The sequence below is a fragment of the Vibrio sp. R78045 genome, from assembly GCF_042466085.1.
GTDB classification, from domain to species: Bacteria; Pseudomonadota; Gammaproteobacteria; order Enterobacterales; family Vibrionaceae; genus Vibrio; species Vibrio cyclitrophicus.
On record NZ_JAXHBS010000004.1, the window covers coordinates 97,670 to 115,548 of the forward strand.

The 17,879-nt window shown below is 40.4% G+C and carries 29 protein-coding genes; 4 read left to right on the forward strand and 25 right to left on the reverse strand.

What is annotated here, in order from left to right; translation table 11 throughout:
* Positions 1-100: 100 nt before the first annotated feature.
* From SJY39_RS01035 to SJY39_RS01105, 15 genes are all read right to left on the reverse strand, one after another.
* The gene (locus tag SJY39_RS01035) at positions 101-361 is read right to left on the reverse strand and encodes a hypothetical protein (RefSeq protein ID WP_390240882.1); all 261 of its coding nucleotides are present in this window, start codon (positions 359-361) and stop codon (positions 101-103) included.
* Positions 354-506 carry a hypothetical protein gene (locus SJY39_RS01040; protein WP_390240884.1) on the reverse strand — a complete coding sequence of 51 codons (153 nt, stop codon included), beginning with the start codon at positions 504-506 and terminating at the stop codon, positions 354-356. The genes SJY39_RS01035 and SJY39_RS01040 overlap by 8 nt, the downstream gene beginning before the upstream one ends.
* Positions 507-757: 251 nt before the next feature.
* Positions 758-1,015 carry a hypothetical protein gene (locus SJY39_RS01045; RefSeq protein WP_390240886.1) on the reverse strand — a complete coding sequence of 86 codons (258 nt, stop codon included), beginning with the start codon at positions 1,013-1,015 and terminating at the stop codon, positions 758-760.
* Between the two features lie 8 nt (positions 1,016-1,023).
* Complete coding sequence (locus SJY39_RS01050) at positions 1,024-1,227, reverse strand: hypothetical protein (protein WP_390240888.1); 204 nt, start codon at positions 1,225-1,227, stop codon at positions 1,024-1,026.
* Positions 1,228-1,280: 53 nt separating this feature from the next.
* Positions 1,281-1,895, reverse strand: a complete 615-nt coding sequence (locus tag SJY39_RS01055; RefSeq protein ID WP_390240890.1) for a hypothetical protein — start codon at positions 1,893-1,895, stop codon at positions 1,281-1,283.
* A 212-nt stretch (positions 1,896-2,107) separates the two neighbouring features.
* Positions 2,108-2,281, reverse strand: a complete 174-nt coding sequence (locus tag SJY39_RS01060) for a hypothetical protein (protein ID WP_390240892.1) — start codon at positions 2,279-2,281, stop codon at positions 2,108-2,110.
* Positions 2,282-3,180: 899 nt separating this feature from the next.
* Positions 3,181-3,576, reverse strand: coding sequence for a hypothetical protein (locus tag SJY39_RS01065; protein ID WP_390240894.1), 396 nt, complete (start codon positions 3,574-3,576; stop codon positions 3,181-3,183).
* Between the two features lie 70 nt (positions 3,577-3,646).
* Positions 3,647-3,994 carry a hypothetical protein gene (locus tag SJY39_RS01070; protein ID WP_390240896.1) on the reverse strand — a complete coding sequence of 116 codons (348 nt, stop codon included), beginning with the start codon at positions 3,992-3,994 and terminating at the stop codon, positions 3,647-3,649.
* Positions 3,995-4,004: 10 nt separating this feature from the next.
* Positions 4,005-4,274, reverse strand: coding sequence for a hypothetical protein (locus SJY39_RS01075; RefSeq protein WP_390240898.1), 270 nt, complete (start codon positions 4,272-4,274; stop codon positions 4,005-4,007).
* Positions 4,275-5,117: 843 nt separating this feature from the next.
* A complete protein-coding gene (locus SJY39_RS01080; protein WP_390240900.1) occupies positions 5,118-5,603 on the reverse strand; it encodes a hypothetical protein in 486 nt (161 codons plus the stop codon).
* Between the two features lie 70 nt (positions 5,604-5,673).
* Positions 5,674-6,039: a hypothetical protein gene (locus SJY39_RS01085; RefSeq protein WP_390240902.1), complete on the reverse strand. Its 366-nt coding sequence runs from the start codon at positions 6,037-6,039 to the stop codon at positions 5,674-5,676.
* Between the two features lie 319 nt (positions 6,040-6,358).
* Positions 6,359-6,769 (reverse strand): hypothetical protein, encoded by a 411-nt coding sequence (locus tag SJY39_RS01090; RefSeq protein ID WP_390240904.1) that lies wholly within the window; start codon positions 6,767-6,769, stop codon positions 6,359-6,361.
* Between the two features lie 79 nt (positions 6,770-6,848).
* The gene (locus SJY39_RS01095; protein WP_390240906.1) at positions 6,849-7,301 is read right to left on the reverse strand and encodes a hypothetical protein; all 453 of its coding nucleotides are present in this window, start codon (positions 7,299-7,301) and stop codon (positions 6,849-6,851) included.
* Between the two features lie 37 nt (positions 7,302-7,338).
* Positions 7,339-7,584: a hypothetical protein gene (locus SJY39_RS01100; protein ID WP_390240907.1), complete on the reverse strand. Its 246-nt coding sequence runs from the start codon at positions 7,582-7,584 to the stop codon at positions 7,339-7,341.
* A gap of 4 nt (positions 7,585-7,588) precedes the next feature.
* Positions 7,589-8,020 carry a hypothetical protein gene (locus SJY39_RS01105; RefSeq protein ID WP_390240908.1) on the reverse strand — a complete coding sequence of 144 codons (432 nt, stop codon included), beginning with the start codon at positions 8,018-8,020 and terminating at the stop codon, positions 7,589-7,591.
* 115 nt (positions 8,021-8,135) lie between these two features.
* On the opposite strand from SJY39_RS01105, the gene SJY39_RS01110 reads away from it, so the two are divergent.
* The 4 genes from SJY39_RS01110 to SJY39_RS01125 are packed head-to-tail and all read left to right on the forward strand — an operon-like array spanning position 8,136 to position 11,136.
* A complete protein-coding gene (locus tag SJY39_RS01110; RefSeq protein WP_390240910.1) occupies positions 8,136-9,743 on the forward strand; it encodes a DUF4942 domain-containing protein in 1,608 nt (535 codons plus the stop codon).
* Positions 9,744-9,796: 53 nt separating this feature from the next.
* Entirely contained in the window at positions 9,797-10,108 is a 312-nt protein-coding gene (locus tag SJY39_RS01115; protein WP_390240912.1) for a hypothetical protein, read from the forward strand.
* A complete protein-coding gene (locus SJY39_RS01120; RefSeq protein ID WP_390240914.1) occupies positions 10,101-10,754 on the forward strand; it encodes a hypothetical protein in 654 nt (217 codons plus the stop codon). Before SJY39_RS01115 ends, SJY39_RS01120 begins: the two co-directional genes overlap by 8 nt.
* Before the next feature lie 25 nt (positions 10,755-10,779).
* Positions 10,780-11,136 (forward strand): hypothetical protein, encoded by a 357-nt coding sequence (locus SJY39_RS01125; RefSeq protein ID WP_390240916.1) that lies wholly within the window; start codon positions 10,780-10,782, stop codon positions 11,134-11,136.
* A gap of 114 nt (positions 11,137-11,250) precedes the next feature.
* On the opposite strand, the gene SJY39_RS01130 is transcribed toward SJY39_RS01125, so the two are convergent.
* The 10 genes from SJY39_RS01130 to SJY39_RS01175 all read right to left on the reverse strand — a co-directional run bounded on the left by SJY39_RS01130 (position 11,251) and on the right by SJY39_RS01175 (position 17,856).
* Positions 11,251-11,865: a hypothetical protein gene (locus tag SJY39_RS01130; RefSeq protein WP_390240918.1), complete on the reverse strand. Its 615-nt coding sequence runs from the start codon at positions 11,863-11,865 to the stop codon at positions 11,251-11,253.
* A 64-nt stretch (positions 11,866-11,929) separates the two neighbouring features.
* Positions 11,930-13,606 (reverse strand): methyl-accepting chemotaxis protein, encoded by a 1,677-nt coding sequence (locus SJY39_RS01135; protein ID WP_390240920.1) that lies wholly within the window; start codon positions 13,604-13,606, stop codon positions 11,930-11,932.
* A gap of 252 nt (positions 13,607-13,858) precedes the next feature.
* Entirely contained in the window at positions 13,859-14,230 is a 372-nt protein-coding gene (locus SJY39_RS01140) for a hypothetical protein (RefSeq protein WP_390240922.1), read from the reverse strand.
* 2 nt (positions 14,231-14,232) lie between these two features.
* Positions 14,233-15,117, reverse strand: a complete 885-nt coding sequence (locus tag SJY39_RS01145) for a ParA family protein (protein ID WP_390240924.1) — start codon at positions 15,115-15,117, stop codon at positions 14,233-14,235.
* Positions 15,118-15,281: 164 nt separating this feature from the next.
* Complete coding sequence (locus tag SJY39_RS01150; RefSeq protein WP_390240926.1) at positions 15,282-15,506, reverse strand: hypothetical protein; 225 nt, start codon at positions 15,504-15,506, stop codon at positions 15,282-15,284.
* Positions 15,507-15,525: 19 nt separating this feature from the next.
* Positions 15,526-15,813 carry a hypothetical protein gene (locus tag SJY39_RS01155; RefSeq protein WP_390240928.1) on the reverse strand — a complete coding sequence of 96 codons (288 nt, stop codon included), beginning with the start codon at positions 15,811-15,813 and terminating at the stop codon, positions 15,526-15,528.
* Positions 15,814-15,827: 14 nt separating this feature from the next.
* Complete coding sequence (locus SJY39_RS01160) at positions 15,828-16,229, reverse strand: hypothetical protein (protein WP_390240930.1); 402 nt, start codon at positions 16,227-16,229, stop codon at positions 15,828-15,830.
* Between the two features lie 313 nt (positions 16,230-16,542).
* Positions 16,543-17,070, reverse strand: coding sequence for a hypothetical protein (locus SJY39_RS01165; RefSeq protein ID WP_390240932.1), 528 nt, complete (start codon positions 17,068-17,070; stop codon positions 16,543-16,545).
* 45 nt (positions 17,071-17,115) lie between these two features.
* Positions 17,116-17,400 carry a hypothetical protein gene (locus SJY39_RS01170; RefSeq protein WP_390240934.1) on the reverse strand — a complete coding sequence of 95 codons (285 nt, stop codon included), beginning with the start codon at positions 17,398-17,400 and terminating at the stop codon, positions 17,116-17,118.
* Between the two features lie 141 nt (positions 17,401-17,541).
* The gene (locus SJY39_RS01175; RefSeq protein ID WP_390240936.1) at positions 17,542-17,856 is read right to left on the reverse strand and encodes a hypothetical protein; all 315 of its coding nucleotides are present in this window, start codon (positions 17,854-17,856) and stop codon (positions 17,542-17,544) included.
* Positions 17,857-17,879 lie beyond the last annotated feature (23 nt).

Here is a 17,879-nt window from a genome sequence, read left to right on the forward strand (position 1 = left end):
GGCACTATAGAAGTTACCGCAATGAATTTATCCGATCCGATGTCGGGGTTTCTAGAGCTGTTTAGGCTGATCATCTTTACTGAGTTTGATTCCATTCTAGTTAACCCTTATTGATGTCTAACTGAGTTAGTAATAATTCAATGCAGTTACCAAAGTCGCGTTGGTATTGATCTGCCTCTTGATGTCTCCCAACCATTTCAAGTGCTGCACCACGTACACAAAACTGACTTGCCCAAGGGTTAGCGGTTTGCAATGACGTAAACACTTCATCTAGGTTCTCGCGCTGGTGGGTTGCTGCCTCTTGATTACTGCATGTAGACACTAGACATACAGTAAATACGATAACTAACACATTAAGCATTCTTGTTAGCCCCTACTTGCTTTACAGGGATAGAGACACGCTTGGGATCTGTTACACAACCAGAAACACAAATACCACCAAGGCAATGAGCGCATACTTCAACAAAATGTTGTTTTGAATCGGTCGAATTTTTAGAGTTTTTCATAACTTGAGCCTCATGTTTAACTGACCATTACATTATAGCGCACACTGCATTAATATTCTACTCGTTTGGTATATTTATTATACAGATATGAAATGATAATTGAATTCTAAATTCAGCTGGATAGGGGTACTACATGGGTAGTACCGTGTTTTTCAGGAAAACGAGGATATGCGTATTTATTGAATTGACTTAAGCCAAGAACAGGCTCACTTTGTAGATAAAAAAGAGTGTCTTATTAGATAAAAGTGACGCTAACCTAAAGCGTCTTTACTGTGGTTTTCGTAAGCAACCTGATGTGGTGACTTTAGTGATTGCTCATGAGCCTCAATTGCAGAGTTATAAGACTCGCTAATCAAGAGGATTTGTTGATCTGAATACCCTGAGCTCACCAATGCTTCATTGAGGTCAATCATACACTCACGAATAGCGGTCGTGGATTGAGAGTTAGCTAAAGCAATACTTGTTTTAGCGAATGATTTACCCAGCAATACGAAATCAGACTTTTTCATTTTCCCACCTATGCGCGAGTTAGCGCTTTAACCATTTTTAGAAATTCATCGCCTAGATCTGCAATTATCTTGGCGTCATCTTTATTATCCAATGAGATCCCAGCTTCGCATATTAACCGTCTCGCGAAGTCTTCTCCATGTTGCTCACCCAAGAAACCAAAGGCGGTAACTAAAATGAATCGGGTCACAGCAACATCACAACAACTGGCCATAAAAGCAAACTCCTTAAATTAAAGGTTTGGCAGCTCAACACTGCCAATCGAGATTAAGATAGTAATAACGAAAAACCGTTGCTATCTGTGCCGCCCTCTTCCATCTCTTGGGGATAAGATAAACCTTGGTATGGACACATTAGCGCTACTGTATGGTCTTCATACTTGTCATCTATAGACTGGCTAAACTTTGGAACAAACGGCCATAGCGTGGCATCAAGAGTGAAAGTCTTACCATCTGTATTAGTGGTTAAGTCTGTCCAGTTTCGAGCGTCTACCTCAATAAGTGAACCATGTTCAAACTCGACACCCTGACGATTGAAGAGCCATGACTCAGCTCTAGACTTCATGCCATTCACATAACATGCGCCATCATCTGATCTGAAAATCTCAGCCTTATCGTCATCGGCTACATCGCGTTGAATGCTCTCTGAGAAAATTGTAACACCTATCTCTCTAAGCAATTGATCATCCTGCTCACGCAATTCAGGAAAGCACTCTAAAGCGACGTACTCAAAAATATCACCAATATGAGAAAAACGCCCATAGCCATTGTAAGAGCCTGTTACAACGTTGCCGCAAGGGTGAAGTAAGTAAAGTGGTTTAACAGCTTTATGCCCATTTGGAATGCACTGCTTTTTTACTGTTGTGAATGAATGTAAACCCATAATATGTGCCTCGACTAAATTTAACTGACAGGTACATTATAGCGCAATTGGTTATAGTTTTACATGTCTGAGCGCTTTAAATACGTAAGTATATTTGTGGACTTTTAATACCGAACAGGTTCAATAATGAGGAAAAAAGAAAGGTCTTATTTGCAAATAAACGCCTCATTGGGGAATGAGGCAAATGGAGGTCTATGCAAATGTAATCTGTTTTAGTTAACTACTAACGCTTGGTACTCTTCTAGTGTCAGGCCGAGCTCTTTGCACTCGCGAAGTTGCTCCAAAGCGACACTAGCATTTCGCTTACGATAGTCGTTGGCTTTCACTTCTTCTTTTTTTGGTGCTGCATTAGGATCTCTTACAATAAGCGCTCTCATACTATCCATTTGAATATTCCTTTTCGTTAAACGGTTGAGATATACAATTTCAGTTAAAAGGGTTGCCCCTAATCGCTTAGGGGTCTTTCTGCTTTAAATTGTCAGTTAAAGCGAGCAAAACTGTTCAAGATGTCCAAGCGTTCGGCCAGCGACACCTTGCTAAATGGTTGCCTCTAATCGCTTAGAGGTCTTTCTGCTTTAAATTGTCAGTTAAAGCGAGCAAAACTGTTCAAGATGTCCAAGCGTTCGGCCAGCGACACCTTGTTAAATGGTTGCCCCTAATCGCTTAGGGGTCTTTCTGCTTTAAATTGTCAGTTAAAGCGAGCAAAACTGTTCAAGATGTCCAAGCGTTCGGCCAGCGACACCTTGTTAAATGGTTGCCCCTAATCGCTTAGGGGTCTTTCTGCTTTAAATTGTCAGTTAAAGCGAGCAAAACTGTTCAAGATGTCCAAGCGTTCGGCCAACGACACCTTGTTAAATGGTTGCCTCCAAATCCATCTGGAGGGCTTTGTTGCTTCGGGATAGCGAAGCTGCGAAGTCATTTTTTATCTAAGCTACCAAATCTTTTGAGTGTTCCCGTTGGGGGCTCAGATAAAAATAGTCTTGTAAATCCCTAATCTTCGTAACTGGCATCGTGTAGTAACAAATATACAATGCGTTTAATTTCTCTGTAAGTTGGCTCACTGTGCCTGTAAAGGGCTTGTTCGGCTCTAGACAGAAGACTGTCTTCTCAATTGAGTTGATGATCACTTGCTGCGTATTCAGCTTTTCATCAAGCAATTTTGAAACAAACCAATTACCGTTTAACGAACCAACTCTACGTGACATAATAATAACCAAGTTTTTCTAAAAAACACAACTGCAATGATAGTTAATTTGTAGGGGTATTCAATACCCCTACAAAATAATTAGTCAAGCCGAGTCACAAAATTACAACTCACTTGCCCTTTTGGAGCTACGTAACCGACAATTGAGTACAGGTAAACGTAGTACTTGCCACCAGCTGCATCCTCGTAACAAGCCAATGGATAAAGGTCTGGGTCGGGATCTTCCACGTTCGAACCGTTATTTGGTTTATAGATCCCACCATCAATCACACCATCAAACTTGTTGATTGGATAACCATATTGCTCAGACATAGAAGCAAAAACATTTTCAGGAATTACGTCATTTACTTGAATGTTATTAATAATACAAGGAACTGTACCAAGTAGATCCATTATGGTATCTGGGTGGTCACACAGTCCGTTTAATGGCTTATGATTGAGTGGATTAGTTTTCCAAACACGTACAATTTTAGACATTTGATTGCTTCTCTTTGATTAACTGACAGTGTCATTATAGCGCACATTTACAGATAATGTAAATGTTAAATTATCCATTGTGAGCAAAAAACCATGCTTCGTTTAAATCTGGCGTGGACATGACATTAGCAGCAATATTAGGGTGAGAAACGACATACTCATTAAACAATAAATTCAATGTAATAACATAACCATTGTAATAGGTTTGATTTTTGGCACTGTTCGCGAGGCTACCATAATGCTCAAAACAATAAATTGCGATTGACTTAAACAATTCATCTTCTGCACATTCTTTATTGAAACAAGACACCACTTCGTCTTTATTTCTTAGATCAACACTTTGCTCAATCAATCGTGCAAGCATTAACGGCAATGCATACTGTAGGCGAACGTGTGTTACTCGTACTAGCTTAGACATTTCAGCCCCCCTAAATCACGTTTACGAGCGACACGTTAGAGCATTTCAATGCTAGTCGCTGTAAATCAGAAAGTGATTGATTCGTTGCTTCATGGGCTTTTGCTGAAAAATGAGCGAGTTTTTTTGAACCCACTACAGGCCAATACACAACCTCTAATGTTAGAGATTTAGGTTTAGGAATTGCGACAGGGCGTTCGTCACTATTTAGGGGCGACATAGAAAAAGTACAGTCTATGTTTGGTAGGGTTTCTAAAATTTCACTTGGTTTAAATACGCTCATGCTTATTACCTTTAAATTTAACTGACAGTGTCATTATAGCGCACTTAAAGGAGGTGTGGAACATATTTAATGTTAAAAATTTGAATTTTATCAAAAAAAAGCCTAGCTAATTAGCTAGGCAAAGAAGGTCTTACTTAGTTGATGACGCTTTCACATGGAGTTATGAACATATGAAGATTTACACTAATATAATTCATCAAGTGATACAACCGTTTTTCTAAAAAACAGATGCGAACTTTCAGAAATAAAAAAGCCTAGAAAGGGATAAGTTTCTAGGCTTTTAATTAGCAAGGATAGATACAATCAAAAAACACTAACACAGTGACTAACTGAGATATAAAACTAACGCTTTATAGTTTATAAATCAACTGTGATTAATATTTGCACAACAAAAAATTGATATGACTCGCAGACCGCTTACCGTTGGCTCTTTCAAGGAGGGGATACCAAGTACCCCCTATCAGCGAACTTAACAGACACCGATACCATGACAGGTTGGTGTAGGAAAAGTATCTAACACACGTTAGTAAATTTGGAAAACATCAACTGGTGACTATGACCAACTCATAGCTGGTGGTGCTGAATAGGCATTAAGAACTTAATACCAGTTCTGGAAAGAGGTATGGATCAACTCTGAGATATTGCGTAAAACGCGCTAAATGGTAATTTTCTGGAAAACAGGTTAATGCCTGACTCTGATTGTCTTTCCAGATATCTTCCAGATGCAACCTAAGTAGGTTAGAGGAAATTAGAGCGTAGAAAGTTGATTGGTAAGAATGCCGTGCTCATGCAGCGCCTACGCTTAAATCGGGGCTGCATGGTCATGCTTGTTTGTAACTCGCTCTAAGGATTTAGGTCGGGTGTGTTTGGTTCGAGGATTTGAGCCGTTTCCGTTGAAACACACATCATTCCAGATAACGAAATCAGTTTTTGATAATGCTCCCCTACCAGTATCGCTATCAGCTCGGATTTGCCTGTAGCTTCTTCAAACGTTCCAGATTTACTTTTGACTAAACACTTATGAACGGGCTTCCAATCCAGTTCAGCGCCATTGACTGTGTCTATACTTAGTTCACCATTCAATCCAACCTGAGTCAGCATTTTATTGAACTCTTGGCTCTCTTTTAACTGGTTCGCTTGGTTAATCGATTCATTGCAGTCTGAGTAACCGGTAAGTAATAACGGCTTGCCGTCCAACAGTAACGCGCAATGCAATGAAGTCTTTACGTTATCACTGGGTGTATAAGTACCATGATTCACACACGACAAAATGAGACGTCGTTTGATGCTCTCTTGAATAGGTGAAAGTGGAGTGCTTTGTTCTGTCATAACTGTTCCTTGTTTGGTCTTGGTTGTCGTTTTTCAAAAAAAAGGCTCAATACATGAGCCTTGTTCTTGGTTAGATGGAATCAATCGAGGATAGCGACTCATCTAGTTTTTCTTCGTAGCTTGCTAGCTTCTGCTCTAGCTGCTTAGGTGTAAACCTGTTCTCAGTTTTCAATTGCTGCTCTTGAAAAATGGTCTTACGAGCTTTGCGAATATCGCTATCATCTTGTGATAGTTCAGCCACTAGAGCGCGTAGTACCTGAATCTCACGCATTGCGTAAACAGCCATGCGGATATAACGCTTGTTACCAAGGAAACGCTTAGAGATTTGGTAAACAACGACTGTTGGCACTAGAGCTGTAAGCATTGAAGTAAAACCAGTAATCATTGATGCGACTACTTCTGGGTCTTGAATTAATGTTTTGAAAGTTTCGTTCATAGAAATCACCTGTTGCTTTGTTTAACTGACATGTACATTATAGCGCAGTTAGACATAAGGAGCAAGGTGTTACTAACGATATTGAGTATTTAAACGGTTGAATTAGAACCCTTTATCAGTGATTAGAATAAAAAAGGTTTAATGATGGCTGCTAGGAAAATTTTAAATGGTTGAGGTACGCGCATCGAGATAAGTAACAGGTCTAAACTAGTCTAACTGACTGATATTAAGATCAAAGTTATTTTTCTGAAAAATGGTCTTTGTTGAAACGGAGTTTGTTTCTATACAGACCAATTTCACCAAGCTTGCGCGGTAGGATTTATGAACTTTTTCTGTGTTTGTTTAAGAAGTTTGAAACCTTACTTGGAAACATCACACCAAACATGCCAATCACTAAAGAGATAACAATGCTCGCTCTAAGAATGTATGCATATTGTTTTAAGTTACAGTTCGTTAATTCAAGATCAAGCATTAATGGTGAAGATTGATTCTCTGGTGTGATGACGCACCACTCACCTATCGGTATAACCCAATTGATAAAAAATGAGAGAATCAACATAGCAAGTTGTACTGGTACATAAACTGCAATCCCCATTATAAAGCGATTATTACGATACTTTGACCAATCCATTTCAATCTTTTCTGTACGTGGGCTGGTGGCGTTTGAATTGCTCTTTTTTGATTTGAAGAGTAAATACCAAACCAATAGTAAGAATAAGATCCACATCATTACTTCATTCCTTTTTAAGATTGATTTTCATCAGAATCGAAACGGGGCTCATCAACAAATGAGCCTTTAGTGTTGAATTTTATTGCTGCTCAGATAGACCAATGAGACTTTTATCGCCAATAAAGTCACAATCATCCTCACTGACTCGAATTGAACCATTGAGAGGTCTTATAGTCACTTCTTTGTCGCGCTTATGCCGCTGGGTGATAACCATAAGCGTACCCTCTGGGAATAACTCTCCTGCTCGGTTTTTCACAGTTTTATTAAGTTGGATAACTCTTTGAACACAATCTTTGTTTAAATCAGGAAATGGTTTCGACAGCTCATCAGTTCCATAAAGCTCTTCATTCAGGCGTTCTAATGCATCCCATAGAAAAGGCAGTCGCTCATCATTTTGGGCATAGGGTAAGGCTTCAAAGATTACTCGGTTGCCCTCATGATAGAGTTCGTGATGCTCTTCTCGGCCATTCGGATACACAAGCGTTATAAAGTCACCGTGATCACTTGCGTAAGCCTTGTATGTATTGCTCATTTATTCACCTGAAATATTAGCTCTTATGTGTGCCAGTTTACTCTAGCAATTCGCTCAATGCCTTTTGCAGTTGCTTTTTATCATAACTGTCTAATTGATTCACGCTGTTGTTGATGTGGTCTGTAACCGCTTGCTGGGCTTCAATTTGAGCATTGTTACCTAGATTCATAGCCGCATGCAGTGAAGCAAGCTGCAACTTGCCCATTTTTTCAAAAAATGCGGGTGGCATTACATTCGCATATGCCGTTAACAATTTAGTGTGAGTATGCGTTGATTTGTCCATAAATTCACTCCGTGTCGATTGGTAGTCCATGTTTAATTCGAGCGTTCTGCCAGTATTTGTGAGTCATCGTTCGAAATTCGCGATGCTGCTTAACTTGCTCGTAGCTCATTTGCCAGTAGTTCAACTTCAAGACTGATCTAGCTTGACTGTACTTACTGCATAAGTCGGGCTGTTCAATCGGCCAAGGCTTTCGGTGCGCTTCGTATACACCCTCTGCATACACTTGATTTTGTTTCTTAAAAGGTATGTAGCACTCTATGAAATAATCGGCTTCTTCCTCTGTCATTTCCGTACCTATACGCACTGCGTAACCATCGTCATACTCACAAATAACTCCGACGGATGCGTGTGCCGAACGGCTTGCGGTCTTCTCTGTCTTGTATGGCTGGCCAGAACTGGTTAAACAGTAACGGTATCCAAGATTCATCCAATTCATAAGAGTCCTTAGCTCTACATTTTCATTCAATCTACACCAACAATAATGTTTGCACAAGTTAATTAACCGCGCTATATTGTTTATATCAAATGTCAGTTAGCAATAAGGTAAGTTCATGGGCAACTTAAGTGACGTATCGGGATACGATCAATCAGAACACACACATCACCTCTCACAATCTTTGATCAATAATCTGTTGGAGGATTTGAAATCATACCAAGTCGAAAATCCGATTACCCTTGATATCGGTACTGGATGTGGGTCAATCGCGCAGCTAGTTGCAAGTAAAGGTAGACGCTACGTAATAGAAAAAGACAGTACCCTGATTCATGCGATGGACACTGATAGCTTTCTACTCGGTAATGACTTACATCAAACCACCTTGATCGATAAACCCGTTGATTTAGTCTTTTCTAAGCCGCCTGTCGCTGAATCGGAAGCATGGGTCACTAAGATACTAAAAGAGGCGCATGCATCTCTAATCTATCTTGTTTTGCCAAGTGGCTTTTTTGATTTGAACGAACCAGTTCAAGATGCAGTAACCCAACGAAGAGCAAGAGCCAATGTATTGAGCAAGCATCAACTACATGACGGTTCAAGTGTTGAGTTGATACGTGTAAAGCTTGGCGTTTTTCGAAAAAACCGTTCAATGACGGATTCCATTCAACAGACAGTGCAACCATTTGACCTCTGGTTCTCTGAAAACTTTCAATTAGATCTGAATGAGACAGAAACCAGTGATTACTACGTGCGTTCTGCATGCTTAGAGAGAGCCAGCGAAGTTGCGAAAAATGCCATTTCCGATAAACAAGATCTCATCGTTGCCTTGTCTAACTCGTACAACAATCGTATGGATACCCTTTTTGCAACCTACAAGTCTATGAGTGAGATTGATGCAAAGATCTTACGTGAACTGAACGTCAATACCAGTGCGGTTAAAGACCGCTTAAAACGCCAAATAAACAACTTCAAGAATGCTTATTGGTCTGCGTTGTTTGCTGAGTTTGAATGCATCACAAAGCGGATTTGCAGTAAGCAGCGTGAGATCATGTTAAACAAACTCACAAACAATACATGCCTAGAGTTTTCAAATGGTATGGCGCATGAAACGGCACTCTGGGCAATAAAGTTAGCCAGTGAAAATCAAAGCGTACAGCTGGTGGATGTTTTTGAAAACATGATTGAGAGTGTCAACGTACAGGCTTATAAATCCAACCAAAACACGTTTTCAACTGAAAACTGGCGCTACATAAAAAGCGATTCTAATGAGATGAAGCTCAAGCTTGATTATCGAATTGTGCTTGAAAATTTTGGGGGTATTTATCGATCGGACAGTCTTAGCAAAAGTGCGATCAATTTTCTTAATGATCTACTGATTGTGGCGCACTCACTCGGCTTCGACACTGACAAGTCTCAACGGGCTGAGGAATACGAATGGGCATCTAGAAAGAAGAATGCATTTACCTTTTACAATCATGATACCAAAAGCGAACAGGTACTTTTCACTGTGACTGGTTTCACGAAAGGAACACTTCACTTCCAACTCAACCAATCTTTTATCTGTAAGTTGAACGTTGAATTCGGGCGCTTAAAAGGTTGGATCAAAAACGCAAGTCACGCGAGCGAAGAGCTGGACATTCCTTTAGACGTGGCACAACAATCATTTCACAGCATCACTAAGTTGAGTAATAACAGCTTTCCAGCCTTGGGGTATAAGTTGTAAATTAAATTAAAGTGCGCTATATTGATAATGTCAGTTAAACGGAGATATAGCGCATGAAATATTTAGCATCAGAACAAAAGGCCATTGATTTTGTAAATGCCATTGGTCTAACAAGGGCTTATCGCCTCATTGCTTTGATCGGCAATCGAGCGAGCCGAAGAGAACGCAAGTTACCTGCTTTTATGGGGGGTAACTTCCAAGTTCTTAATGAGTGGGAAACCGACCTGTTTTTTCAACTTAAGATGGGGGTTCAAATACTCGATAACAGCAACACCCCACACGAAGCCAAGAAGCGTATTCTACAAAGAATTGCAGAGCGCAAAGCAAGAATCCTTAGTGCAAAGCGAGGATGCGCCCATGCATAAGTCAGCCGAGGATAAATACAAATTCAAGCCGCAACCCAATGGCATCGACTCAGAGCCGTTAGGAGCGCACCCCAACCTACCCGTACTTGATAAGGCTTATGCGCGTCAGGCGTTTTCGTTTTTGGATAAAGATAACCTAAGTGATCGAGAAAGAGCCGCCCTGTTTCTCATTCGTCGTATTGCTGACTATTACAAAGTGATCGGTTATGTCGGTTGTGAACTCACCAACGATTCACTTGAGCTCGGCAGAGCACTGGGTGACTGGGGCGAAAGCGGTTGCTTTGAAGCGTACAGAACGTGCTATGTGCTGACACTCAAAGAGCACTGGGTTAACCCTGCCAGAATCTTCTCTAACGTTCGATACGCTTGCTTTGAGAGCGCCTTGCGGTTGGCCGCTTGGGAAGTTTCACAAGAAGTTCCAGAAAGCGAACAAGCGCTTAGATATGCTGCTGCTCTTGCATACAGATCTATAAGAATGAACACCTCAAAAAAATGGGTAGAAATACGCAGACGTAACGGAACAAAGCGCATGCGTAAAGAACTGGATCATGTACTTTACCAATTAAAGAGCCAAACCCTTGTTCAGTCCAATTACTGGCTAGGTACATTCGAACCCAAACCAACATTAACTGTTAACGCAGCCTAGCGTTTTTCTGAAAAAAGGATTTATCATGACAAGCACAAACGATGTGTCGAGAACTCAGGCGTATGAAGAGTCGTGGACTACTGAATTTTTCCTCTATATCGAAGCTCTGAGCCCACTTGAAACCGTGAACGAGTCATTCACCGCTCAATCAGTGAGAGAAAATACCGTATGCGAAGCACTACAGCTCTATTACTCATGGCATCCGATAACAGCTGCATTTCATCAGCTTTCAATTGCAACCAAGTTATATGTTGCTAGTAATTTGTTTCAATACTGCAACGAGCAACAGAAATTAGAGCTACTGAACGACGCAAACCATTTTGTTAGAGCGGCCTCTGAAAATAGCTTAGCGAAATCTCATTCACTTGGTGAGGCAGAGTAATTAAACTATCGTAACGAATCTGTCGGAGGGTATTGGTCGACCTCCGACAATAGTTAGTATTTGTTTAATTTTTTATGTTCCATTAATTATTTAAGAGTACTTAAAAAATTAATGTCATTTCACGATTTTGTACTTAGCATAATGGCAATTTACGTTGCCTAATCCATTCGTACTACCTACAAATAATCTTAACGTCTTCATCATACTTTCTGGGCAACTTGGTATCCATTGCTCAAATCTCTCATCAGCATCTTTAAAATGACCTGATCCCTCGCGTATTGAGTGCATCTCTAACTCAATCGCATCACTTTCATTTAGACCAGTAGCGCAGCCATAGTGAGCGATAAGTGTTGCCGCTACCGCAAAGTGTTCTGGACTGGTGGCCTCTTCATCATATTCTTGTTCAAGAATTTCTTCCCCTTTTAAAGTTATGTAACGGCAAGCGTCTCGCATGTCCTCTAAAGGTAGAAGTGATTCAACAAAAATAGATTGATTACCATAATCGTTGTGAGCAAAAAGACGATATATAAACGACATTTTAAGCAGTTTGATTACTCGCCTTGCAAAGTCCTGCATCGCTAAAGTGCCAACCATAATTTCTATACACTGTTTGTCATCACCATAGATCACTATTGATGGAATCAAGCTATTTATAGATCCGTCATAGTCACAAGCAAAACCTTTAGATATATAATCTTTTGCGTAGTCATGAAGCAATTCATTTTGCATTATTCACTCCCTTATAAACCTAATAACTTGAAGTCGCTGTTATCAAGTGCGTTGTTCAAAAAAACTATGAGTACTTAGATAGCCTAAACTGACCAACAAGTTCATCAAGAGAGTTGCATTGCTCCGACAGTGAATCACATGAACTTTCAGCTTGAATGGCGAGCTTAGTCATAGATGCAGTACTCTCATTTATTGCCTCAGCGTGTTGGCTCACATCTTGCGACACTGTGCTTTGCTGGCTTGCTGCCGTGGCAATTTCTGTATTCATATCATTCATGGTGTCCATCAGGGATAGAATACGCCCCAACGATTCTGATACAGAGTCAGCACACTTAATCGACTTATCACCCGACGCCAAACTCACTTGCATGACTTGGACTGCTGAATGCGTTCCAGCTTCCAAATTGGTGATCATCTCTTCTATTTGGTTGGTCGAGTCTGCGGTTTTACTTGCTAGTGCGCGTACCTCATCTGCGACCACTGCAAAACCTCGACCTTGTTCCCCTGCTCTAGCGGCTTCAATTGCTGCGTTCAGTGCGAGCAAATTGGTTTGTTCAGCGATACCTTTAATCTGAGAAAGGATGCTGCATATATTTGATACTTCCTTATCCAAATTATTAAGAACGTCACTTGTGTCACCAACATTGCTTGAGAGTTCTCGTATCGAGCTCACAGCCTCCTTTACGTTCGAGTTGGCTGATTGTGTTGCCTTTGTAACTTGAGCGCTCTGTTCAGCTGCATCGCTCGCGTGAGTGCTAACAGGATCGCTGGTGGCTTGTAATTGGTGAACAGCGGCTGCGACCACTTCACTTTCTGTCACTTGCTGCGAAGAAAACTCAGTCACACTATGCGTTAACGATTGAATGTCATTCATTTCTGAACGAATGTGGTTTGATGCGGCCACCACTTGGAACATCGTTGAGTCAACACGCTGAGCAAACGTGTTAAACGAATCACTGATTTGGCCAAGCTCATTGTTGCCATTAACCTTAAGCCGTTTCGATAAGTCTGCATCTTGGCTTGCGATGCCTTTCAAAGCATTGCTGAGCTGTCCAATTGGGCGAATCACAAACAATTGGTTATAAAGCACAACAAGCAACGCTGAGAGAATGACTAGAGCCGCGCCTACCTCAGTGACAATGGTGTTTGACGTTACCAAAGACTGACTCATAGATAACGATTCAAGCCGTGCTGTATTCAACTTATCTTCAATGATCTTGATCATGCCTCGCATGTTCCCAACCGATTCAGTTAATAGCTTAAAGTGAATGTTATGGGTAGATTCAGCATTTTGTGGGGCGTCGAATAATTTTCGGTAGGTATTAATCCATTCCAAACTTAGATCAGCCACCTGTTTGACGATCTCGCGTTCTTGTTGGTTTAATGGTGACTCATCGTGCAAAAGGCTTTTGAAGCGCAAAACCGTTTTTGACGATTCATAGATAAATACCGTGCGTATTGAATCGATTTCTGACTCATTTATGCCAAACAAGTGATGGTCTTTAACCGCTAGGAGTAGGCTAAGACCCGAAGACTCAATTTGATAGATGTCACGATACGCTTCATTTAGGCTATCTATGTCTTTCTGTAGAACTTGGGTTTGATAGCGGTTCAATTCGTGAATCGTATCGGATTGAATGATATTGACCAGTGTGGTTACTAGAACAGCAATTGCCCCCACTAAAACAGGAACAACCAATGAAACTTTAAGTGAAAGGTTGTGCGTGTTGAACTTGACCATAACTATGTACCTCGCCTATTGGTTTGAACATCGTCTTTGCAGTCAATGATCTGACTAATAGTTAAGTCGGGGTCTTCCATCCTCATCAGAAATTTCGAGTTTCTTGAAGCGATTGTATTAGATGGACGTGACCGTTTTTTCAAAAAACAAATCACAAACGCAACCAAACTGGCTGTTCCGATTAGAAGTAAAGTGACGGGGGTAGATTCCATATACTAATGTTCCTTATTACTGGTTTATGGGTTTATGGGTTTAGATATCTCGCATTCGCTCAACAAGGATGGCAAAAGCCGCATCCAAGACCTCTTGTTCTTGAGTAAGAGCGCCATTGGCTAGATGTAGCTCGTTTCCAACATCTGCCATGGCTGACATCATCAATCCAAGAGTTACCTCTTTTCGTGATTTATCCTGCACGTAAGATAAGAGATTTGTGAACCTTGGGTGTCTGAGTGGCTGATTGGTTAAACGAAAACTCAAGGGTATAAGCCTCTTACCCTTATCATCTGTTGTCTTGTTTGCTTTGTGATTCAGTGACTGATTGACTGTGCTTAAGTGAGGTACTTTGGCCGCTTGAGCATTGTCATCAAGTAAGCCGTCAAGAATTCCCTTTTCTGAATTGATCATTATTAATGACTCCCCGACAACGCATTTTCTTGGTGCTCTCTAATCAAATCGTTTTTTAAATGGTTAAATAACTCTTGAGCGACACGAACGTAGTCATTTTTTATCAGTGAAGAGGGTTTATGGTGCATGACCAGTGTCCATTCAGCCATGGCGTTCTCTACGTCTTGCATCTGACGAATGCGCGACTCAAAAACATGGCTGGCCACACTGTTTAGCCAGACATCAAACTTTTCATTCACTTTATGGCCACTGCGGTAACGGTTTTGGACGATGTTAAACGGAAGCTGAGAAATCGGCACACCTTTCACTTGGCTCATTGCACTCAGAAGTTGCTTTATTCCATTCATACTAAAAGCGCCACGGTCGACAACAACCATGTATCGATCGGCAGCCACTATCGCGTTAATCGTCGTTAAGGAAAGGTTAGGAGGGCAATCTAAGAGTATAAAATCGTATTCATTTCCTAATTCTTTGATTTTGTTATCTAGGATCGATTCACGACGAAGCAATGTGAGACTTTGCTCAATGATGCTTGAAAGTAAAATGCTGGACGGTACAAAGTCATAGTTTTCGATACGCTCCAAAGTAGGCGCATTCATACGTTTATTTGACCTAGTCCTTTGTTCGACGGGCAGAATTAGTGATTTGAGAGTCGATGTTTCATTCTTACCATAAGGAGGAATATAAAGATCGCAAATAGTATCAGTTTCAAACTCTTTACCAGCGGATAAGATCTGAGTTCCATTAGCTTGAGGGTCTAGGTCTATATAAAGTACCTTTTTTCCCACTTTTGACAGAATGTGTCCTAAGTTTAAGCACGTCGTTGACTTGCCAACGCCACCCTTTTGGTTAGCAATCGCAACAATTTTCGTTTTCCATGGATTCATAATAGACAACCATTTTATCGGTAATACAGGGGTAATACCGATAAAATAGACGAATAGAGGCAAGGATTAAAGGTTTTTTTAAAAAACAGATGCGATTATGAATCGCGGAGCGCAAAATACTGCTTTACGTGGGTGGACTTACTACTAAGGGCGACTTCCCCCCCCTAGCTGTCTCTGCCGTGTGTGAGGCCAAACTTATAAGCAATACGAATTGCTTCGCGTGGATTACGAAATACTTTTTCAACGGGTGAATCAAAGCCGCACTGACCGTTCTCGTAGCCTCTATCATAAGCAGAATGAAGAACGTTAAACTCACAGACTCCCATTTCCTCGTCATCAGGAATAGCATGTAAGATTTCGATCCAAATAGACTTTGACGGCTTGATCATAAGGGTTTACCTACTTAACTTAGAAAAAGATACCTTGGCACTGTTTTGCCCAACATGGTTGTTTATAGTGGTCAGGGCTTGCCGTCACTCCACATTGAGTACATTTTACTTTAGTTTGCTCATCGAGCATGTGCTCAAGCCCAGATCTCAAGATAAAGTCTTCTTTGCTAACCGACTCGCCATTAATGAAATATAGGGGGCTATTTTCTTTGGAATGAAGACTGAGAATACAGGTTTTCTTATCTTCTTTTGCATCTTTCACAGCTTGATTAAGTTTAGCTGCATCTCTCATTTCGAATATGTTCATTTGCGATTTTCTCCCTACGATTGGTTAGATGGTTCAAGGACTTTGAAGCCGTTCGGTCTAATTAGTGAAACTGCGTCATCAGATCTAGAAACACCCCATGTTTCAATTAAGTTAACTTGGTCGTTCGTAACTCGCACTTTGATGCTTTCTGTTTCTGGAGTTATTTTAATGCAATTATTGCTTGCCACAGATTGAGAGCTTCCAAACAGCCAATTTACAGACTCGTCTGGACATTCTTCGAATCCATGAACATAACCAATTTCACCAGCATCAATCTGTAGCTCAGTGACAGGCGGGATGTAGATAGTAATGTCAGCCATTTGTGCGCTTACCATTTCGCTATAATCATCAATAAGGTCACAAGCACTCAAAAGAGGCTGAACCAGAGCTAACATCAATAAACTTTTCAATTTCATTTCATATCTCTGATAAATTAATAAAACGGGGTAGTACAAGAATCAGACATAGTGACCAAATAAAACAAGCCCCTGTAATTATGTATTTTTGAGCCTTGGCTCTAGTGCTAGTAGTGAAGAGTTCTAAAAATGCAGCTCCCATAAACGAGCCCCCCAACAAATAAAAAATGAATACGTAAAACTCTCCCATTGAGTAGTTTCCAATTAAGTTAAAAAATTGGTTAAACACGAATTTCCCCTTAGATTTGAATTGGCGACGACTAAGTGGTTTTGATTAGCTTCACAACAAAAATGCCGCTTTCCTATAGGAGCTTTAAGATATGAGAAGCAGTCTTATACTCATGATGATAGAGAAAATAGCCACAGGATTCTTAGCAACAAATGAAAAGTTCAATATTGAAGAGAGGTAACATAAACCTAGAATAAGAGTGAACCACATAGCCACATTGATTATGTTTCGCTTTAGGTCTTGCTGATGCCTAAGAGATAGTATTAAGTTGTCGTGAGCCGCACGAAAATTCCTCTCCATTTCAGCAACTTCATATTCTTCCAACTCGGTTGTATCTGGACTGTTCATAATCATATATAATTTCGCTTTCAAGACAGACCGAGACAATTCATCTATGTCATTAAGCTTCATTGTAAAAGGCGACTGGCTAGTTATTGGTGGTGATTTCTGATCAGTTAGTTCGACAATATGTACAAGCTCTTGCTGCATTGCTTTTGATATAGTGACATTACCGAACTTAAAAAGACCAAAATTTACGACAATGATAGACAGTAGTAAAATGCTAGCTTGCTTTACACCAAATGGAGACTCTTTTAGTTTGTTCAGATCCATGAACAATTTTTCCTTATGCTTAGTATTGAACATATTTGATGTTGGCTACCCTTTTAACTCTTCATAAGACCATGTACCAACGAGCTCACGGCTTCGAATTAACTCAGACAATGAATCTTGCTTCTCTACAATTGTTGAGCATTGAATAGTTTGGTAAGTAATTTTAACGCAACCCTTGTTTGAAAGTATCTCGCGAACCTGATCTGGCTGCATGCTATCAACACCACTTAGAGTCAGCGTCAAAACTTTTTCTTCTTCTTTATTGAACGCCAAATACCCCGTCCCGAAGCCAACAGAAAGACCAATTACTAGTAACATTGCTTTATTCATTGCTTAAAGTTCCCTTTTTTTGAATACGACATTTACTGTATATAAAAACAGCATAATTACAAGGTTCAATATTTATGTGCTGACAATGTTCAAGCAGAAATCCGATGAGATTAGGGCGCACTTAATTGAGTAAGATACCCATTAACATACATTGAGGAAGCTTGGGTTTTCTTTGAAAAACTCTTCTATAGACATACCAAGATCGAACGCTTTTTCAATTCGATATCTTTCAGTGTCATCAAGCTTTCTTCCGATTTTACCCTCAAGTTGTTGTATCTTACTTTGCTTCTCGATAGAAATAGTATCAGGCTGATAGCAAAGCTCACTTGAAATACAGCGAACTAACTTAATAGAATTTTTGCTTGCTTTTTCAGGTGTTAAACCACTTGCTGTGTACCCTTTAATTGCCGCAAGTAGACATTGTTTCTTTAGTTCATCTAGCTCAAGAAGATCCATGTTTCCCCCAATTTCTGAATGCC